This is a genomic window from Yinghuangia aomiensis (genome assembly GCF_039542225.1).
Classification (GTDB): Bacteria; Actinomycetota; Actinomycetes; order Streptomycetales; family Streptomycetaceae; genus Yinghuangia; species Yinghuangia aomiensis.
The window spans coordinates 41,707-57,146 of sequence record NZ_BAABHS010000006.1 but is presented as its reverse complement, the minus strand read 5'-3'; the positions used below and the strand labels follow the sequence as shown (position 1 = coordinate 57,146).

General features: G+C 68.8%; 8 protein-coding genes. All 8 read left to right on the top strand.

Annotated elements, in window-relative coordinates:
* Positions 1–208 precede the first annotated feature (208 nt).
* The 8 genes from ABEA93_RS09750 (at position 209) to ABEA93_RS09715 (ending at position 15,394) form a co-directional block, all read left to right on the top strand.
* Positions 209–1,330 (top strand): ABC transporter permease, encoded by a 1,122-nt coding sequence (locus tag ABEA93_RS09750; protein ID WP_345674979.1) that lies wholly within the window; start codon positions 209–211, stop codon positions 1,328–1,330.
* Positions 1,320–2,495 carry an ABC transporter ATP-binding protein gene (locus ABEA93_RS09745; protein ID WP_345674978.1) on the top strand — a complete coding sequence of 392 codons (1,176 nt, stop codon included), beginning with the start codon at positions 1,320–1,322 and terminating at the stop codon, positions 2,493–2,495. The genes ABEA93_RS09750 and ABEA93_RS09745 overlap by 11 nt, the downstream gene beginning before the upstream one ends.
* A 4-nt stretch (positions 2,496–2,499) precedes the next feature.
* Positions 2,500–3,735, top strand: a complete 1,236-nt coding sequence (locus ABEA93_RS09740; RefSeq protein ID WP_345674977.1) for a glycosyltransferase — start codon at positions 2,500–2,502, stop codon at positions 3,733–3,735.
* A complete protein-coding gene (locus ABEA93_RS09735; RefSeq protein ID WP_345674976.1) occupies positions 3,728–4,819 on the top strand; it encodes a glycosyltransferase family 4 protein in 1,092 nt (363 codons plus the stop codon). Before ABEA93_RS09740 ends, ABEA93_RS09735 begins: the two co-directional genes overlap by 8 nt.
* Positions 4,816–5,685, top strand: coding sequence for a glycosyltransferase (locus tag ABEA93_RS09730; protein WP_345674975.1), 870 nt, complete (start codon positions 4,816–4,818; stop codon positions 5,683–5,685). Before ABEA93_RS09735 ends, ABEA93_RS09730 begins: the two co-directional genes overlap by 4 nt.
* A gap of 144 nt (positions 5,686–5,829) precedes the next feature.
* Entirely contained in the window at positions 5,830–7,125 is a 1,296-nt protein-coding gene (locus ABEA93_RS09725; RefSeq protein WP_345674974.1) for a serine/threonine-protein kinase, read from the top strand.
* A 56-nt stretch (positions 7,126–7,181) separates the two neighbouring features.
* On the top strand, positions 7,182–10,103 hold the full coding sequence (locus tag ABEA93_RS09720) for an SNF2-related protein (protein ID WP_345674973.1): 2,922 nt from the start codon (positions 7,182–7,184) through the stop codon (positions 10,101–10,103).
* Positions 10,100–15,394, top strand: a complete 5,295-nt coding sequence (locus ABEA93_RS09715) for a DNA methyltransferase family protein (protein ID WP_345674972.1) — start codon at positions 10,100–10,102, stop codon at positions 15,392–15,394. The genes ABEA93_RS09720 and ABEA93_RS09715 overlap by 4 nt, the downstream gene beginning before the upstream one ends.
* The last annotated feature ends 46 nt before the right edge of the window (positions 15,395–15,440 follow it).

Below are 15,440 nucleotides of genomic sequence, written 5' to 3'. Positions count from 1 at the left end.
GTTGCTGTGCCGGGTGCCGGACGGGCCGAATATGGGGCTCTGCTGGGAATGCCCGCGAACTGCCGGTTGATCTCGTACGAGTGATTCGCGTTCGCGGCGCCCGGTCCTGTGCCAGAGTTGACGGCGGACCAGGGAGGGGGAGTCCGTGGGGGACGCTGTGGGGGGGTCTGTCGGCGCGCGCGGCGATGGCGCGTGGCCGCACACCCGGATGAACGGTCAGACGCACCACCCGCCCGGCCCGAGGCAGCCGCCCGGGCCGCACATCGGCGCGCCCGGCGCCGAACCGGCGGCACCGCGGGCCGCCGGAGGCCGGCACGCCAAACCCGGGCCCGCCGTCGAACACCCGGCCCCCTACGGGCCGCACGGCACCAACGGCACCAACGGCACCAACGGGTCATCGGGCGGCGCCGCCAACGGCCGCGCCCCGGTCCGCCCCGGCGGCTTCGGCGCCCACGCCGCGGTCGCCACGCAGCCGCCCCGTGAGATCCCCGAAGGCCCGCCGCCGGAACTCCGCTTCAAACGCCGTACCGGCCTGCTGCGCGGCATCGGCGAACTGTGGAAGGCCCGCGAGCTCGTCCGCACCCTCGCCGAACGCGACCTGCGCGCCCGCTACAAGCAGGCCGTGCTCGGGTTCGCCTGGGCGGTGCTCACGCCGGTCATGCTCATGCTGGTCTTCACCGTCGTCTTCCAACGCGTCGGCGACGTCAACAAGATCGCCGAGTCGCACGGCGCGCCGTATCCGCTGTTCAGCTACGTCGGCCTGCTCGGCTGGACGTTCTTCATGGCCGCGGTCACCCAGGGCGCCAACGCGATCGTGTCCAACGGCCCGCTGCTCAACAAGGTGTACTGCCCGCGCGAGGTCTTCCCGCTCGCCACCATCATCGTCGCCCTGTTCGACATGATGATCGCGACGATCGTCCTCATCCTGCTGTTCGCGGTCTACACCAAGGCGCCCGCGCAGACCACGTACATCGCACCGCTGTTCCTCGTCATCCAGATCGAGGTCGCGATGGGCGCGGCCCTGCTGCTCTCCGCCTCGGTCGTCTATTTCCGCGACATCCGGCACATGCTGCCGCTGCTCATGCAGATGGGCATGTTCGCCACCCCGGTGGCCTACGGCCTCGACCAGATCACCAAGGACTGGCTCGTGCCCTACGTGGCCGCGAACCCGCTCGCCGCGGTCATCGACGGCTACCGGCGCACCATGCTCTACGGCCAGATGCCCGACTGGAAGCTCACCGGCGTCGCGGCCTTGTCCGCCACGCTGATGCTGCTCGTCGGCTACAAGATCTTCAAGAAGCTGGAAACGGGGATCGCGGATGTTGCCTGACGGGAGCATCGAAGCCACCCACCTGTGGAAGCGGTTCCGCGCCGACAGCCGCCGCATGCTGCTGCGCGACAACCTCGGCCGCATCGTCCGCAAGGTCACCCGCCGCGACCAGGCGGACTGGCGGTGGGCGCTGCGCGACATCAACCTGCACATCGAACCGGGCGAGGCCGTCGGTCTCATCGGCTCCAACGGGTCCGGCAAGTCGACGCTGCTCAAAATGCTCACCGGCGTCATGTACCCGTACGCCGGCAAGCTCGAGGTCCGCGGCCGCATCGGCGCGCTCATCGAAGTCCGTGCGGGCATCCACCCGGACCTGACCGGCCGGGAGAACGCCTACCTGTACGGCTCCCTCCTCGGCCTCAAACGCGCCGAAGTCGCCAAACGCTTCGACGACATCGTGGACTTCGCCGAACTGGGTACCGCGATCGACCGGCAGGTCAAGTGGTACTCGTCCGGTATGCAGATGCGCCTCGGCTTCGCCGTCGCCGCGTTCCTCGAACCCGACGTCCTGCTCGTCGACGAAGTCCTCGCCGTCGGCGACGCGCTCTTCCAGCAGAAGTGCCTGGACCGCATGCGCGTCGTCCTCGAACAGGGCACCACCCTCGTGCTGGTCTCCCACGACCTCGCGTCCGTCGAGTCCATATGCACGCGCGGTATCTGGCTCGAACAAGGCGACATCCGCACCGACGGACCCATCCGCACCGCCCTGCGCGGGTACCGCGACAGCGTCGAAGACGAGACCGCACTGCGCGTCAAGACCAACGAACCCGTGCGGTTCTCCTACTGCGACATCCGCGGCCTCGACCATCCGCAGCCCACCACGAGCGCGCCGATGGTCGTCGACCTCGACTTCACCACCGAACGCACCGGACCCGCCGTCCTCCACATCGGCGTCACCGAAGGCACCGCAAGCCCGGTCTTCACCGCCCGCAAGGAGATCTACCTCGGCTGGGCGGGCAACCAGATCCGCTGCACCCTCGACCAACTCCCGCTGCCGCGCGGCCGCTACGCCCTGTGGGTCGGCGTCTACGACACCGACGGGCACCCGCTCATGAGCTGGGCGCCCGCCAAACAGTTCGACGTCACCGGTCCCGACCTGGAGACGCCGCCCCGCGCGGTCGTCATGGCGGCGCCCGTCTACGTCGAACACCACTGGGAGACGTGAGCCCGTGCGCGTCCTGGTCATCCCGCACGACATGCAGCTCGGCGGCAGCTCCATCAACGCGCTCGACCTCGCCCGCGCGGTCCGCGAACGCGGCCACGACGTCCGGGTCCTGGCCCGCGGCGGCCCGCTCCGCGACCGCCTCGCGGCCACCGGTCTGCCGATCGTCGAGGCACCGGAGCAGATGAGCATGCGGCCGTCCCCGGCCGTCCTCCGCGCGGTCCGCGACACCGTCCGCCGGCACCGCATCGACGTCGTGCACGCCTACGAATACTGGCCGACGCTGGAGGCCTACCTCGGCGCCCGCGGCGCGGCCGTCGTCGGCTCGATCATGTCCATGGGCAGCCTGCCGCCCTACGTCCCGCCGGTCACCCTCACCCTGGGCTACGGCGACCTCCACGACGAGGTCACCGCACAACGCGGCACGGCACGCTCGCACCTCCTCGAACCGCCCATCGACACCGACTGGGACGACCGCGCGACCGTCGACCTCGACGCTTTCCGCGCCGCCCACGACCTCCCGGCCGGACCCCCGACCTTCGCGATCGTCTCCCGCCTCGCCCGGAGCATGAAGCAGGAGAGCATCGAACGCTGCATCGACGCCGTCCCCGCCTTGGACCCCGAACTGCCGGGCATCCGGCTGCTGGTCGTCGGCGGCGGCAGCGCCGAAGAGGACATCCGGCGACGCGCCGACAAGACCAACGCCGACCTCGGCCGCCGCGCCGTGATCCTCACCGGGCCCCTCGACGACCCGCGCGCCGCCTACGTCTGCGCCGACGTCGTGTGCGGCATGGGCAGCTCGGTCCTGCGCGGCATGGCCCTCGGCGCGGCCGCCGTCGTCGTCGGCGAACGCGGCTTCACCGAACCCGTCCGGCCGGACACCATCCCGGTGTTCGACCGCCTCGGCTTCTACGGGGTCGGCGAGGGACTCGACCCCGCGGCCGACCCGCTCCCGGGCATGCTCCTGAGCCTCTTCCAGGACGCCGACCGACGCAGCGAACTTGCCCTTTGGTCCGCGGAATTGGTGCGCGGCCGCATGTCCCTGAAGCGCCAGACCGACCGCCTCCTCAAGTGCTACGAAGCCGCCATCGCCGACCGGCGGCCGTTCGCGGAGCGCGGCCGGGAACGGGCCAACGCGCTCGGACAGCTGGTCGCCTACAAAGGCAGCGAACTCCGCCGCGCCCGACGCCTCAAAGCCGCGCGGACCCGCACCCCGGGGGAGGGGGCGGCCGGACATGGGTGACGGACTCGTCTTCCTGCACTCCGGCGCCTTCTCCGGCTCGGCCCCGCGCCTGCTCACCGCTCTGCGCGACTTGGTCGAGGTCACCGCGCTCGACGTCATGCCGCTCGCCCGCGAACCCCGCCTCGCCGGAGCCCGGATCCGCGCCACCGCCGAAGCCCGCCGGGCCGGATCGGGCGTGCCGTGGACGAAGACCGCCGCATGGCCGACCGGCGTCCAACGCTACGTCGCCCGCCGCGCGCTGCTGACCCGCGACCGCCCGGTGCTGATCGTGCAGTCGCTGCCCGCGATCGTGCCCCCCGAAGGCGTCCGGTACGCGGTCTACACCGATCGCGTCGGCCTCGAAGGCACCACCGGCGCCGACGACGTCCCCGGCGGGACGGGGGCCTACCGCTCGCGCTACACCGACGGCTGGCTCGACCGCGAACGCCGCATGCTGGCGGACGCCCACAAGGTGTTCGTCATGGGACCGAGCACCGCCGAGGTGCTGGCGGCGCGCTACGCCCTGGACCCCGAACGGATCGCGGTGGTGGGGGCCGGCGTCAATGTGCCCGCCCCACATGCGACGCCACCTGCCCGAACGCTCGACGGACCCCCGCGGCTGCTCTTCGTCGGCACGCAGTGGGAACTCAAGGGCGGGCCGACGCTGTTGGAGGCCTTCGCGCGCCGCTACGCGGACGATCCGCGGTGGACGCTCACGCTGGCGGGCAGCGCCCCCGCCGGACCGTTGCCCCCGGGTGTGACCGCGGCAGGCCGCGTACCGCACGACCGGATGCCGGAACTCTACGACGCTGCGGACGTGTTGGTGATTCCCACGCAACGGGAGGCGTACGGCATCGCGTTGGTCGAGGCCCTCACCCGCGGACTCCCGTGCGTGGGCACCACGGTCGGCAACCAGCGCGCGATCGTGGAGGACGCGGGCGTCCTGGTGCCGCCAGGCGACACCGACGCCCTTTACGCCGCACTCGGCACCGTCCGCGCGGACTACGCCGCCCTGCGCGAGTGCGCGGCCAAACGCGGCGACATGCTCCGACCGACGATGACGTGGCCATGTGTGGCGCGCACGATTTGGGAGGCACTGCGATGACGTCGGTGGCCGCGGTGTTCGTGACCTACAACCGGTCGGCGATGCTGCGCGAATCGCTGCTGGCTATGGACGCGTCGACGCGGGCGCCCGACGAGGTGATCGTCGTCGACAACGCGTCCGCGGACGATACCGCGCGGATGCTGGCGGAGGAGTTCCCCAAGGCCGTCCACGTGCGGCTGGCCGAGAACACCGGCCCGGCGGGCGGGTTCGGCGAGGGACTGCGGGTCGCCGTCGAACGCGGCCACGACTGGGCGTGGCTGTTCAACGACGACGACCACCCGGAACCCGGCGCGCTCGCCCGGATGCTCGACGCGATGCCCGCGCTGCCGGAACGCACCGCGATGTTCGCGTCCTGGCTCATCGACGACCGCGGCGAGGTCGCCAAGCTCGGCGTCGCCTGGAAGAACCGGATCCTCGACCACGTGGCGCCGCCGCCGGACGGGGGATCGTACGACGTCGACCTGCTGATCTTCGCCGGCGCGCTGGTGAACGCCGCGGCCGTACGCGAACTCGGGCTGCCCAAGGCGGAGTACTTCATGATGTGGGAGGAGATGGAGTACTGCATCCGCGCCCGCCGCGCGGGCTGGGCGATCCGGATCCTCCCCGAGCCCTTGGTGCGCACGCTGCACGCGGGCGCCGCGACGTCCCCGCCGTGGCGGCTGTACTACCAGAGCCGCAACCACCTCGCGATGGCGCTCGAACACCGCTCGGCCCCGGAGATCTGGCACTGGGCGGTCCGCCAGGCGAAGTTCACCGCGGTCACCCTGGCCCGCCAGGACCGCAAGGCCGCCCGCACGGGCGCGCGGGCGCGGGGGGCTTGGCATGCGGTGCGGGGGAGGATGGGGCGGACGGTGCTGCCGCAGTGAGGTAGGGGCACCGAAGAGGCTGGGCGGCTGTCGTGGCTCGCCACCCTGTCCCCAGCACCCGCAGTCGGCGATGGGTGTGGGCCGTGCCGAGTGACTGGCTTGGCCGGCCTGCGAGGCGTGGGGCATGGCTGCGGGCGTCGGACGGTGACACCCGACCCGAAGGTTGGTTTCGCGGAGGCGTGTCCACAAAGCCAGCGGAGGGGCGGCGCCGGGGCCGTAGAATCCTCGCGCAAGGCCCGACGTCGCAAGGGGGGTGAGCCGGTGGAATCGATGCGCGACGGTGATCCCCGATCGCTGGGCGGCTACACCCTTCTCGGGCGCATCGGGGCCGGTGGCATGGGCGAGGTGTTCCTCGGCCAGTCGCCGGCCGGGCAACTCGCCGCCGTCAAGGTGATCAAGTCCTCGGTGCTGGACGACGATGCGCGGAACCGATTCGTATCCGAGGTCGACAGCCTCAAGACCGTCTACGGCGCGGGGGTAGCGGCGTTCCTGGGCGGCGACCCGCACGCCGATCAGCCCTGGCTGGCGGTGGAGTACGTGCACGGCCCCGACCTGAGGTCGCATGTGTCCCGGCACGGGACCCTGCCGCTGGTCGAGACCGCCAGCCTGGGGGCCATGCTGGCCGAAGCGACCTCGACCGTCCACGAGGCGGGCCTGCTGCACCGCGACCTGAAGCCGCAGAACATTCTGCTCGCGGAGTACGGCCCGAAGATCATCGACTTCGGGCTGGCCGTGCTCACCCAACGTCGCGGCACGCTCACCGCATCCGGCTTCGTCGTGGGCTCCATTGTCTGCATGCCGCCGGAACAAGCACGGGGAGATGCCGACCTCACCCCAGCCGCGGACGTGTACGCGCTCGGCGCGGTGCTCCTGTACGCGGCGACCGGCCACTATCCCTATGAAGGGGAGACGTGGCAGGCCATCGCGCTGCGCATCGAGGACCCGCGGACACCACCGAACCTCGGTGGTCTGCCTTCTCCGCTGCACGGCACGATCACAGCCATGCTCGCGTACGAACCGGACGCGCGTCCCACGCTCGCCGGCGTGACCCGGGACCTCGTCGACGTCATCGAGCAAGCCGGAAGCAACGCCGCCCAGGCCAAGCGTCTGCTGGCGGGGCGGTCCGCCGCGGAACGTGACGTCATGGGCCTGCCGCAGGAGAAGCCACGAGCCGAGGACGCGGCTCCGCTGGTCTACACACCTGACATCATCGATCCGGCCGCGGATGACGCGACCGCCCCGGTCAGTGTCGTGGACGTGCTCGGGCCACACGCGGAGGAACCGGCCGCGCGGTGGGACGCCGGCCGCGGCGATGGGCCGACGCCCAGGGACGTGGGCGTGCTCGTAGGCTCGGGCGTGCGATCGGGAACCCGGCTCGACCTCCCCCTGCGGATTGCCGAGCGTATGCGCGCGGCATATGCCCGTGACGGCCGGTTCTGACCGCGTCGAGCCCGCGAGACCAAGTCAAGGCATCAGAAAAGTACAGAGGAGAATCGGTGGCAGGCCAGGACGACACCAGGTACCCGCCCGGCGCCCAAGTCCTGGTCCGTGACGAGTTGTGGCTGGTCAAAAGCACGCAGACCACTACTCGGGACGGCGAGCGCGTCGAAGTCGTGGGCGTTTCGGAGCTCGTCCGCGACCACGAGGCCGTCTTCTTCTCCGCGGTCGACGACATCGAACTGCTGAAGCCGGAGGAGACCACGCTGGTCGTCGACTCTTCGCCCTACTTCCGGCGGAGCCGGCTCTTCCTCGAAGCCATACTGCGCAAGACGCCGCTGCCCCAGTCCGAGCGCGGCCTTGCCCTTGCCGACCGCTTTCTGCTCGACCCGCTCGCCTACCAGCAACGCCCGGCGGAGCTGGCGTTGTCGATGCGCAACCTTCAGCCTCGCCTGCTGATCGCCGACGTCGTCGGCTTGGGCAAGACGCTGGAGATCGGCCTCATCCTGGCCGAGCTGATGCGGCGCGGGCGCGGTGAGCGCATCCTCGTCGTCACCCCGCAGCACGTCCTGGAGCAGTTCCAGCACGAGCTGTGGACGCGCTTCGCGATCCCCCTGGTACGGCTCGACTCGCTCGGCATCCAGCGCGTCCAGCGGGAGATTCCGGCCGGGCGCAACCCGTTCACCCACTACAAGCGCGTCATCATCTCCATCGACACGCTCAAGAACATCGGCCAGTACCGGCACCACCTGGAACGCATCCACTGGGACGCGGTCGTCATCGACGAGTCTCACAACCTGATCAACCGCGGGAGCCAACGCCGCGCGCTCGCCGAGACACTCGCCCCGAACACCGACGCGTTGCTGCTCGCCAGCGCCACCCCGCACAACGGGGACGCCCGTTCGTTTGCCGACCTGGTCACGCTGCTCGACCCCGCGGCGATCGCCGACCCCGAGAACTATCACCCGGAGCGCGACCTCGGGCACCTGTTCATCCGGCGTACGAAGATCGATCCGGAGGTCCGCGACCAGATGGGCGACGCGTGGGCCGACCGCGGTCCCACGCACTCGCTGCACTGCACCGCGACCGCGGCGGAGGAGTCGATCTTCGGCGAGCTCAGCCGCCACTGGCTTCCCGGGGCGGCCGCGAGCACGGAGTTCGGGACGGCGGACGAGGACCGCAAGCCGGTCACGAAGGACCGCCTCTTCGCGTACAACATCCTCAAGGCCTTCCTCTCCTCGCACGTCGCGCTCGCGGAAACCGTGGAGCGACGGCTCGGCGTCCTGGACGACCGCGCCAAGAAGGCCCTCGCGGCCGGCCGCATCCTTGACCCTTCCGACACCGACGAACGGACGGCGCTGAACCGCCTCGCGCAAGCCACCGCCGCGATCGGCATCGACGGCGCGCCCGGAGACTCCGCCAAGCTGGACGAACTCGTCGACCAGCTCAAGGCGATCGGCATCGGACCGGGCAGCCCCGCGCGCGTCGTGGTCTTCTCCGAGCGCGTGGCGACCCTCAAGTGGCTGGAGAAGGCCGTCCCGGCACGCCTCGGCTTCCGGGCCACAGAGGCGAAGAAGGCCGCGCTGGTCATGCACGGCGGCCTCAGCGACGACGAACAGCAGAAGCGCGTCGAGCGGTTCGGCCTCGCGGACGACCCGGTACGCATGCTCTTCACCGGTGACGTCGCGTCGGAAGGTGTCAACCTGCACCGCCAGTGCCACCACTTGGTGCACTACGACATCCCGTGGTCCCTGATCCGTATCGAGCAGCGCAACGGCCGCATCGACCGCTATGGGCAGCGCGAGCAGCCGGAATTCCGGGCACTGATCCTGACCTCGGCCCAGGAAGGGGCGAAGGACGACCGCACGGTGGCCGAGAAGCTGCTGCGCCGTGAAGAGGAAGCACACCGTCTCAACGGCACCGCCGAAGCCGTCACCGGGTTCTATCGTGCCGAGGAAGAGGAACGACGGCTCGTCCAAGAACTCATGAACGGGGGAACGGTCGAGAGCTTCCTGGAGGCCACCGACGACGACGACCTCCTCGCCGATCTTTTCGGGCACGTCGACGAGATCACCGAGCACGAACTGCCGCGGCGCGCTGATGTCCCGAGCCTGTTCGACGGGGATACGGCGGCGTTCGTCGACGCCGCTCTCTCCGAGGCTTTCGACGACCATCCGGAGAACGCCCTCGACCTGTCCCGAGGTGTCGATCCGGAGGGCGGCAAGTACCTGTCGCTGTCCCCGGTGAAGTCCCCGGACCTCATGCACCGGCTCAAGGCGCTGCCGCCGTCCTATCTGAAGGACCAAGGCGTCGCCGAACGCATGCTGCTGACCTTCGACCGCGGCCTGGCGGAGCGCCGGCTCGCGGCGGCCCGGGAGAGCAGCAAGACCATCTGGCCCACGGTGTCGTTCTTGACCGACGTCCATCCGTTCGTCGAATGGCTTACCGACAAGGTGCTCGTGCGATTCGGCCGGCAGGAGGCGCCTGTCATCACCTCTCCGCACATCGACGGGCCGATGTTCCTCATCCAGGGCATCTACTCCAACGCCAAGGGACGGCCGACCGTGGTCGCCTGGATGGCGGTGCGCGGTCTTCCTGACGCACCGGAAATCGTGCCTATGACAGCCGCACTTGCAGATGCCAAGGTCGGGCCCGACCTCGCCCGCACCAGCGGCCCGCTCGACCTCGCCGCGCTTCAGGGACTCGTGGGCCGGGCGGTGGAGTTCGCCGCCGAGCACTTGGAGCAACGCAAGACGGAGTGGGCCGAGCAGATCAGCGGTCCGCTGGACGAGTACCAGCGGCGCCTGGCCAAGTGGAAACAGGAAACGCTGCCCGGGACTTCAGGGCGGCGTAGCCGCGAGATCGAGGAGACCGTGAGCGACCGCAGCAGGCTGGCCGCCGAGTTGGAGACGACGGGCCGACCGCTGCTGCGTGTGCTCGGCGTCATCGACGTCCCGGGGACGGAAGGCGGACGGGCGTGACCTACGACTCGATCCTCAACCGCAACGACTACTTCTCCGCGCATTACCTCGCCGACGTCTTGCCCCGTGAGCTCAAGGCCAAGGATGGCCTGCTCGCACGATGGGCGGCCATCGAGGACGAGGCCCGGCGCGAGTACGAGGCCGCCAAGGCGGAAGCGGAGCGGTCCGGGGCCGACCTCGCGACGCTGCCCGCCCGGCGACGCACCCCACGGCAGGGCCTGCGCGCCCTGCACGGAACGTACTTCGACAGCCGGGCCTACTTCGCCGACACCGTGCGGCGTATCGAGGAGTCCGGTGGACTGGCCACGCCCGGGGACTGGACCAAGCGCCTCATCGAACTCCAGCTTGCGACGTTGCGGGCGCTCGGCTACACCGACGCGCACGAGCAGACGCTGAGTCTGGAGCGCGCCGGGCGCGAGCAGGAGATCCAGGTTCTGCACGCTGAACCGGGCGTCGTCGCGGTGTCGTGCGGCTGGACCGCCGAACCGGATGCCGCCTTGGACCCGGAGGGTGCGGGCGCGCTCACGAACCCGGCTCGTTTGGACGCGGGGGAGGAACTGCTCGACGGAAAAGCCATGGTGCGGTTCCTGTTCGAGACGCAGGAGCCGCCCCGGTTCGTACTGCTGGTGGCTGGCGGCGTGCTTGTGCTGGCCGACCGCACGGCGTGGGCCGACGGCCGCTACCTCGCCGTCAGCCTGGACACCGCGCTGGACCGCAAGGACGACCGGCACGGCGGCGAACTCGACACGATCGCGGCACTGTTCGGCGCGGCCGCGGTACGAGTGCCGGAGGACGGCGGCGAGGCACCGCTCGCGACGCTCGTCGCGAACTCCGGCAAGCACGCCGTGGGCGTATCCACGGAATTGCGCGAGGGCCTGCGCGTCTCCGTCGAGTTGATCGCCAACGAGGTTCTGGCACGCCTGGACGAGGCTCATGTTTCGCCGGCGGACTTCGGCGACCCGGCGCTGGCCAAGCGCCTGAGCCGCGAGGCGTTGCGGTACCTGTACCGGATCCTGTTCCTGCTCTACGCCGAGTCGCGTCCGGAGCTGGGCATCCTGCCGGTGGACTACCCGGAGTACGGGGCGGGGTACGGCCTCCAGCGTCTCGGCGACCTGGTAGTGCGGGACCTCGTGGGGGAGCAGTCCCGGACGACCTTCCATTTCTACGAGTCGCTGGCCGTCCTGTTCGACAAGGTCGATACGGGTTACCGGCCGTACGGCACCGAACCGGAGGACGTGGCCGCGGACGCCGCCGACCGCGAGGCGTCGCGCGCGGAGACCGAGGCGGCGCGGCTGTTCACGGCCGGGGAGATCGACGCGGCCGAGCACACCACGCGGATGCGCGAAGCGGACCGCCTGCGGCGCTCGGCGCGGAGTGCGGACGTGGGGCTGCGCTTCGAGGCGCTGAAGGCGGCGCTGTTCAAGCCCGAGGCGATCGGGCTGATCGGCCGGAAGCTGCCAAACCCGCTGTTCGACGAGGAGGACCCGGATAGCGAACACGAGCCGTTCATCGATACCCGGCTGCGCAACGAGACGCTGCACAAGGTGCTGAGGCGCTTGATGCTCACCAAGGGGAGCGGGCGCGAGCGCGGCGGGTTCATCTCGTACGCGAAGCTGGGAATCAACCAGCTCGGGGCGGTGTACGAGGGGTTGATGTCGTACACGGGCTTCATCGCGACGGAGAACTTGTACGAGGTCGCCAAAGGCGGAGACCCGTCCGGCGGCAGTTGGATGATCCCCGAGTCGAAGGCGGCCGAGTACGCCGAGGATGTGCGGGTCATGCGCGCCAACGAGGAGACCGGCGTTCCCGAATGGGTCGTGCACCCCAAGGGAACGTTCGTGTACCGGCTCTCCGGGCGCGACCGACAGACGTCGGCTTCCTACTACACGCCTGAGTCGCTGACGAAGGTCACTGTCGAGCTGGCCTTGAAGTACCGGCTGGACCAGGACGGGACGACCACGCCCGCGCGCGAGCTGCTGGACTGGAAGATCTGCGAACCGGCCCTGGGGTCGGGGGCGTTCCTCAACGAGGCCATCAACCAGGTCGCGGAGGAGTACCTACGGCGCCGGGAGCGTGAGCTCGGCGTACTGATCGACCCCGAACAGCGGCCGGTGGAGGTGCAGAAGGCCAAGGCGCACATCGCACTGCACAACGCGTACGGCGTGGACTTGAACGCGACGGCCGTCGAACTCGCCGAGGTCTCGCTGTGGCTCAACACGATGCACCCCGGGATGCGGGCGCCGTGGTTCGGTTTGCACTTGCGACGCGGGAACTCGCTCATCGGCGCGAGCCGGAAGGTGTACGCGGCGGAGGACCTGCCGAAGGGTTTGTGGGCGTCCAAGAAGGACACCCAGGCTCCAAAGGAACTGCCTTTCCGGGATGGCCCGTTGCCGGACGGCGCGGTACACCAGTTCCTGCTCCCGGCGCTGGGCTGGGGCGCGGTCGCGGACGAGACCGAGGCGAAGAAGCTCGCACCGGAGCAGCAGAAGGCGATGGCGGCGTGGCGCAAGGCGCTGCATCGGAAGCCGGCGGCGAAAGGGAAGAACAACCAGGTCGCCCGACTCCAGGGATTGGCTCGCCGCACCGAGTACCTGTGGAACCTGGTCGTCGAGCGGCTGCGGATCTCGGAGCAGGACATCTCCCGCCACATCGACGTGTGGGGTGCGGACTGGCTGACGCCGCATGAGGAAGCGGTCGACAAGGAGAAGATCCGCGAGGACCTGACGTATCCCGGGACGCCGTATTGGCGGCTCAAGCTGGTGATGGACACGTGGTGCGCGCTGTGGTTCTGGCCGTTGGACCGGATCGGCGAACTCGACGGCTCCGAGCTCGCGGCCGGCGGTGCGGTGCCTACCCCCGACCCGAACCCGACAACCGAACGGCAGAGCCCGCCGGAGCCGACCAGCGGCCCGATGCCGGGCGATCTGGACTGGACCTCGGAAGGCCTGTTCGACAACCCGAACGGCGAACAGACCGCGTTCGACTCCTCCTTGGGCAAGCAGCCGAAGGCGGCCGCGAAGCGAGCGACAGGCACACGCCACACCCAGATCGTCGACGCCCGCCGTGAGCAGATCGCGCTCAAGGACTGGGACGACTGGCTGGATTTCCTCGAAGCGGCCCTCGGGACGACCGATATGGAGGGCCTGTTCCCGCACTTCGAGTCGTTGGAGGTGATGTCCGACTTCGAGCGGACCCTTGCTGGCCTGATGGGGATGGACGAGCCGGTGAAGCTGGCGACCCGCTTCCCCTGGGTGAGCACGGTCGAAGACATCGCGGGCTCGACGGAACGCGACATACAGGCCGAGGACGGACAGGGCTTCTTCCACTGGGAGTTGCAGTTCGCGCATGTCTTCGCGGGAGAGGGCGGGGGGTTCGACCTCCAGGTGGGGAATCCGCCGTGGGTGCGGCCTCGCTGGGAAGAAGACCTCGTTCTCGCAGAGTCGGACCCTTGGTTTGCCTTGGCGCAGAAGCCGACAGTTGAGCAGAAAAGCGAACGGAAGTGTAGCGTTCTCGCGTCACTGGGGCAGGCGGCCTACTTCTTCAGTCAGTTGGAGGTCAGCGCAGGCCTGAACACAATGCTGGGCTCGATTGTTGTTTACCCGGTACTGGTCGGCACTCAGCCGGATCTCTATCGCGCGTTCATGTGTCGTGCGTGGGCGAACTTCGGGCGTCATGGACTTGCCGGCCTCATTCATCCGGATACGCACTTTGGCGGCATAAAGGAAGGGCGGCTGCGGGCGGCTGCCTACCGGCGCCTTCGGATTCATGCACACTTCTCGAATCGTGAAAACCTTTTTGAAGAGGTGGAGGGAACACGCCAATTCGGGGTGCACATCTACGGTCCGGCTCGGCGGATCGACTTTATGAGTTTGAACTGGCTCTTTCATCCGATGACACTGTCGGCGTCGCTGGAGCACGATGGGAGCGGTGAGCCTCCGGGGATCAAGCATCAAGGGGCGTGGGATCTGCGTCCGCACCGGGCGCGTTTGGTGCAGGTTGATGAAGCCCGGCTGGAAACTTGGCGTCGGCTGTCCGGTGGCGACGATATGGATGCATCGCAGAATCCGCTAGTCTATCCTGTGACGAATCAGGAGCAAGGCGCGATTTCGGCATTGACTGCTTTTGGGGCGCGTGTGGCTGATCTGGAGCCTCGGATTAGCTCCGGATATCACGAATCGAACGGCAAGCGTGATGGTCTCATCGTGTGGTCGGAAGGGGATCCTGATCATCTAAGTGACGTGATTCTTCAAGGTCCGCATCTCGGTGTTGCAACCCCGTTTGGCAAGCAGCCCAACATTCCATGTCGGACAAATCGGGACTGGTCGGGCTGGAATCTTTCGACCCTGTCGGTTGATGCGGTGCCGCGGGCGAACTATGTGCGATCGTCGTCTTGCAGCGTCGAGCGGTTCACGCAGGCGCAAGATAGATGGCTCGATCGCGATGGGCGGAAGCTCCCCTATACGGAATTCTTTCGCCTTGCCTGGCGAGTAATGATTCCTTTTGATACCGAGAGGAGTCTTTTTGCCGCAGTTGTGCCGCCCGGTCCTGCGCACGTGAATACGATTCAGAGCATGGCGCTTGCCGGGAATCGCGAGACTGTGTTGGCAGCTGGATTTTGGGGGGCGCTGCCTCTGGATTATCTGCTTCGCATTTCTGGGCGCTCCCATCTCCAGATGGCCGAGGCTCGGCAGATGCCGGCCGCCGATCCTGAGCACCCACTTGCCGCTGCACTGCTTCTCCGAGCCCTGCGCCTCAACTGCTTGACTGGAGCATATGAACCGCTATGGGAAGAGCTGTTCGACGCTACATGGCTGGGCGGCGAGCATTGGGTGCTTGATTGGCCTCGCCTCGCCCCGCTGACCGCATGCCTCAAGCCGACTTGGCATTACGCCACGCCGCTGCGAGGTGAGATGGAGCGGCGAGCCGCCTTGGTCGAGTTGGACGCGCTCGTTGCGGTATGGCTCGGGATGACTGCCGATCAACTTGTGGCCATCTACAAGTCGCGGTATCCGGTGCTCAGCGACTACGAATCTCGGATGTGGTTCGACGCCAACGGGCGGAAGATCGCTGGCAACCACAATACGTACGGCTTCGGGCAGACCAAAGAGGACTTCGAGGCGTTCTTGGCCTTTGAGTGCGGGGAGCGGGCGACTCCGCCGGACGGCTATGAGGCGCCGTTCTACAAAGCCGATCGGGAAGGGGAGATGCGGGAGGCGCATGCACACTTCTCGGCGCGGCTTCAGGCGGCGATCGATCGTGGGGAGTGGGAGCCGTCGGCGCGGCGGGACTGAGTGGTGACAGGCATCGGCTCCGCGTCCGGAAGGCCGGGGCGGAGCC

Bases quoted from the DNA above. Each gene is read 5' to 3' on its own strand.
- ABEA93_RS09750 (WP_345674979.1), top strand. From the start codon at position 209: ATGAACGGTCAGACGCACCACCCGCCCGGCCCGAGGCAGCCGCCCGGG.
- ABEA93_RS09745 (WP_345674978.1), top strand. From the start codon at position 1,320: ATGTTGCCTGACGGGAGCATCGAAGCCACCCACCTGTGGAAGCGGTTC.
- ABEA93_RS09735 (WP_345674976.1), top strand. From the start codon at position 3,728: ATGGGTGACGGACTCGTCTTCCTGCACTCCGGCGCCTTCTCCGGCTCG.
- ABEA93_RS09730 (WP_345674975.1), top strand. From the start codon at position 4,816: ATGACGTCGGTGGCCGCGGTGTTCGTGACCTACAACCGGTCGGCGATG.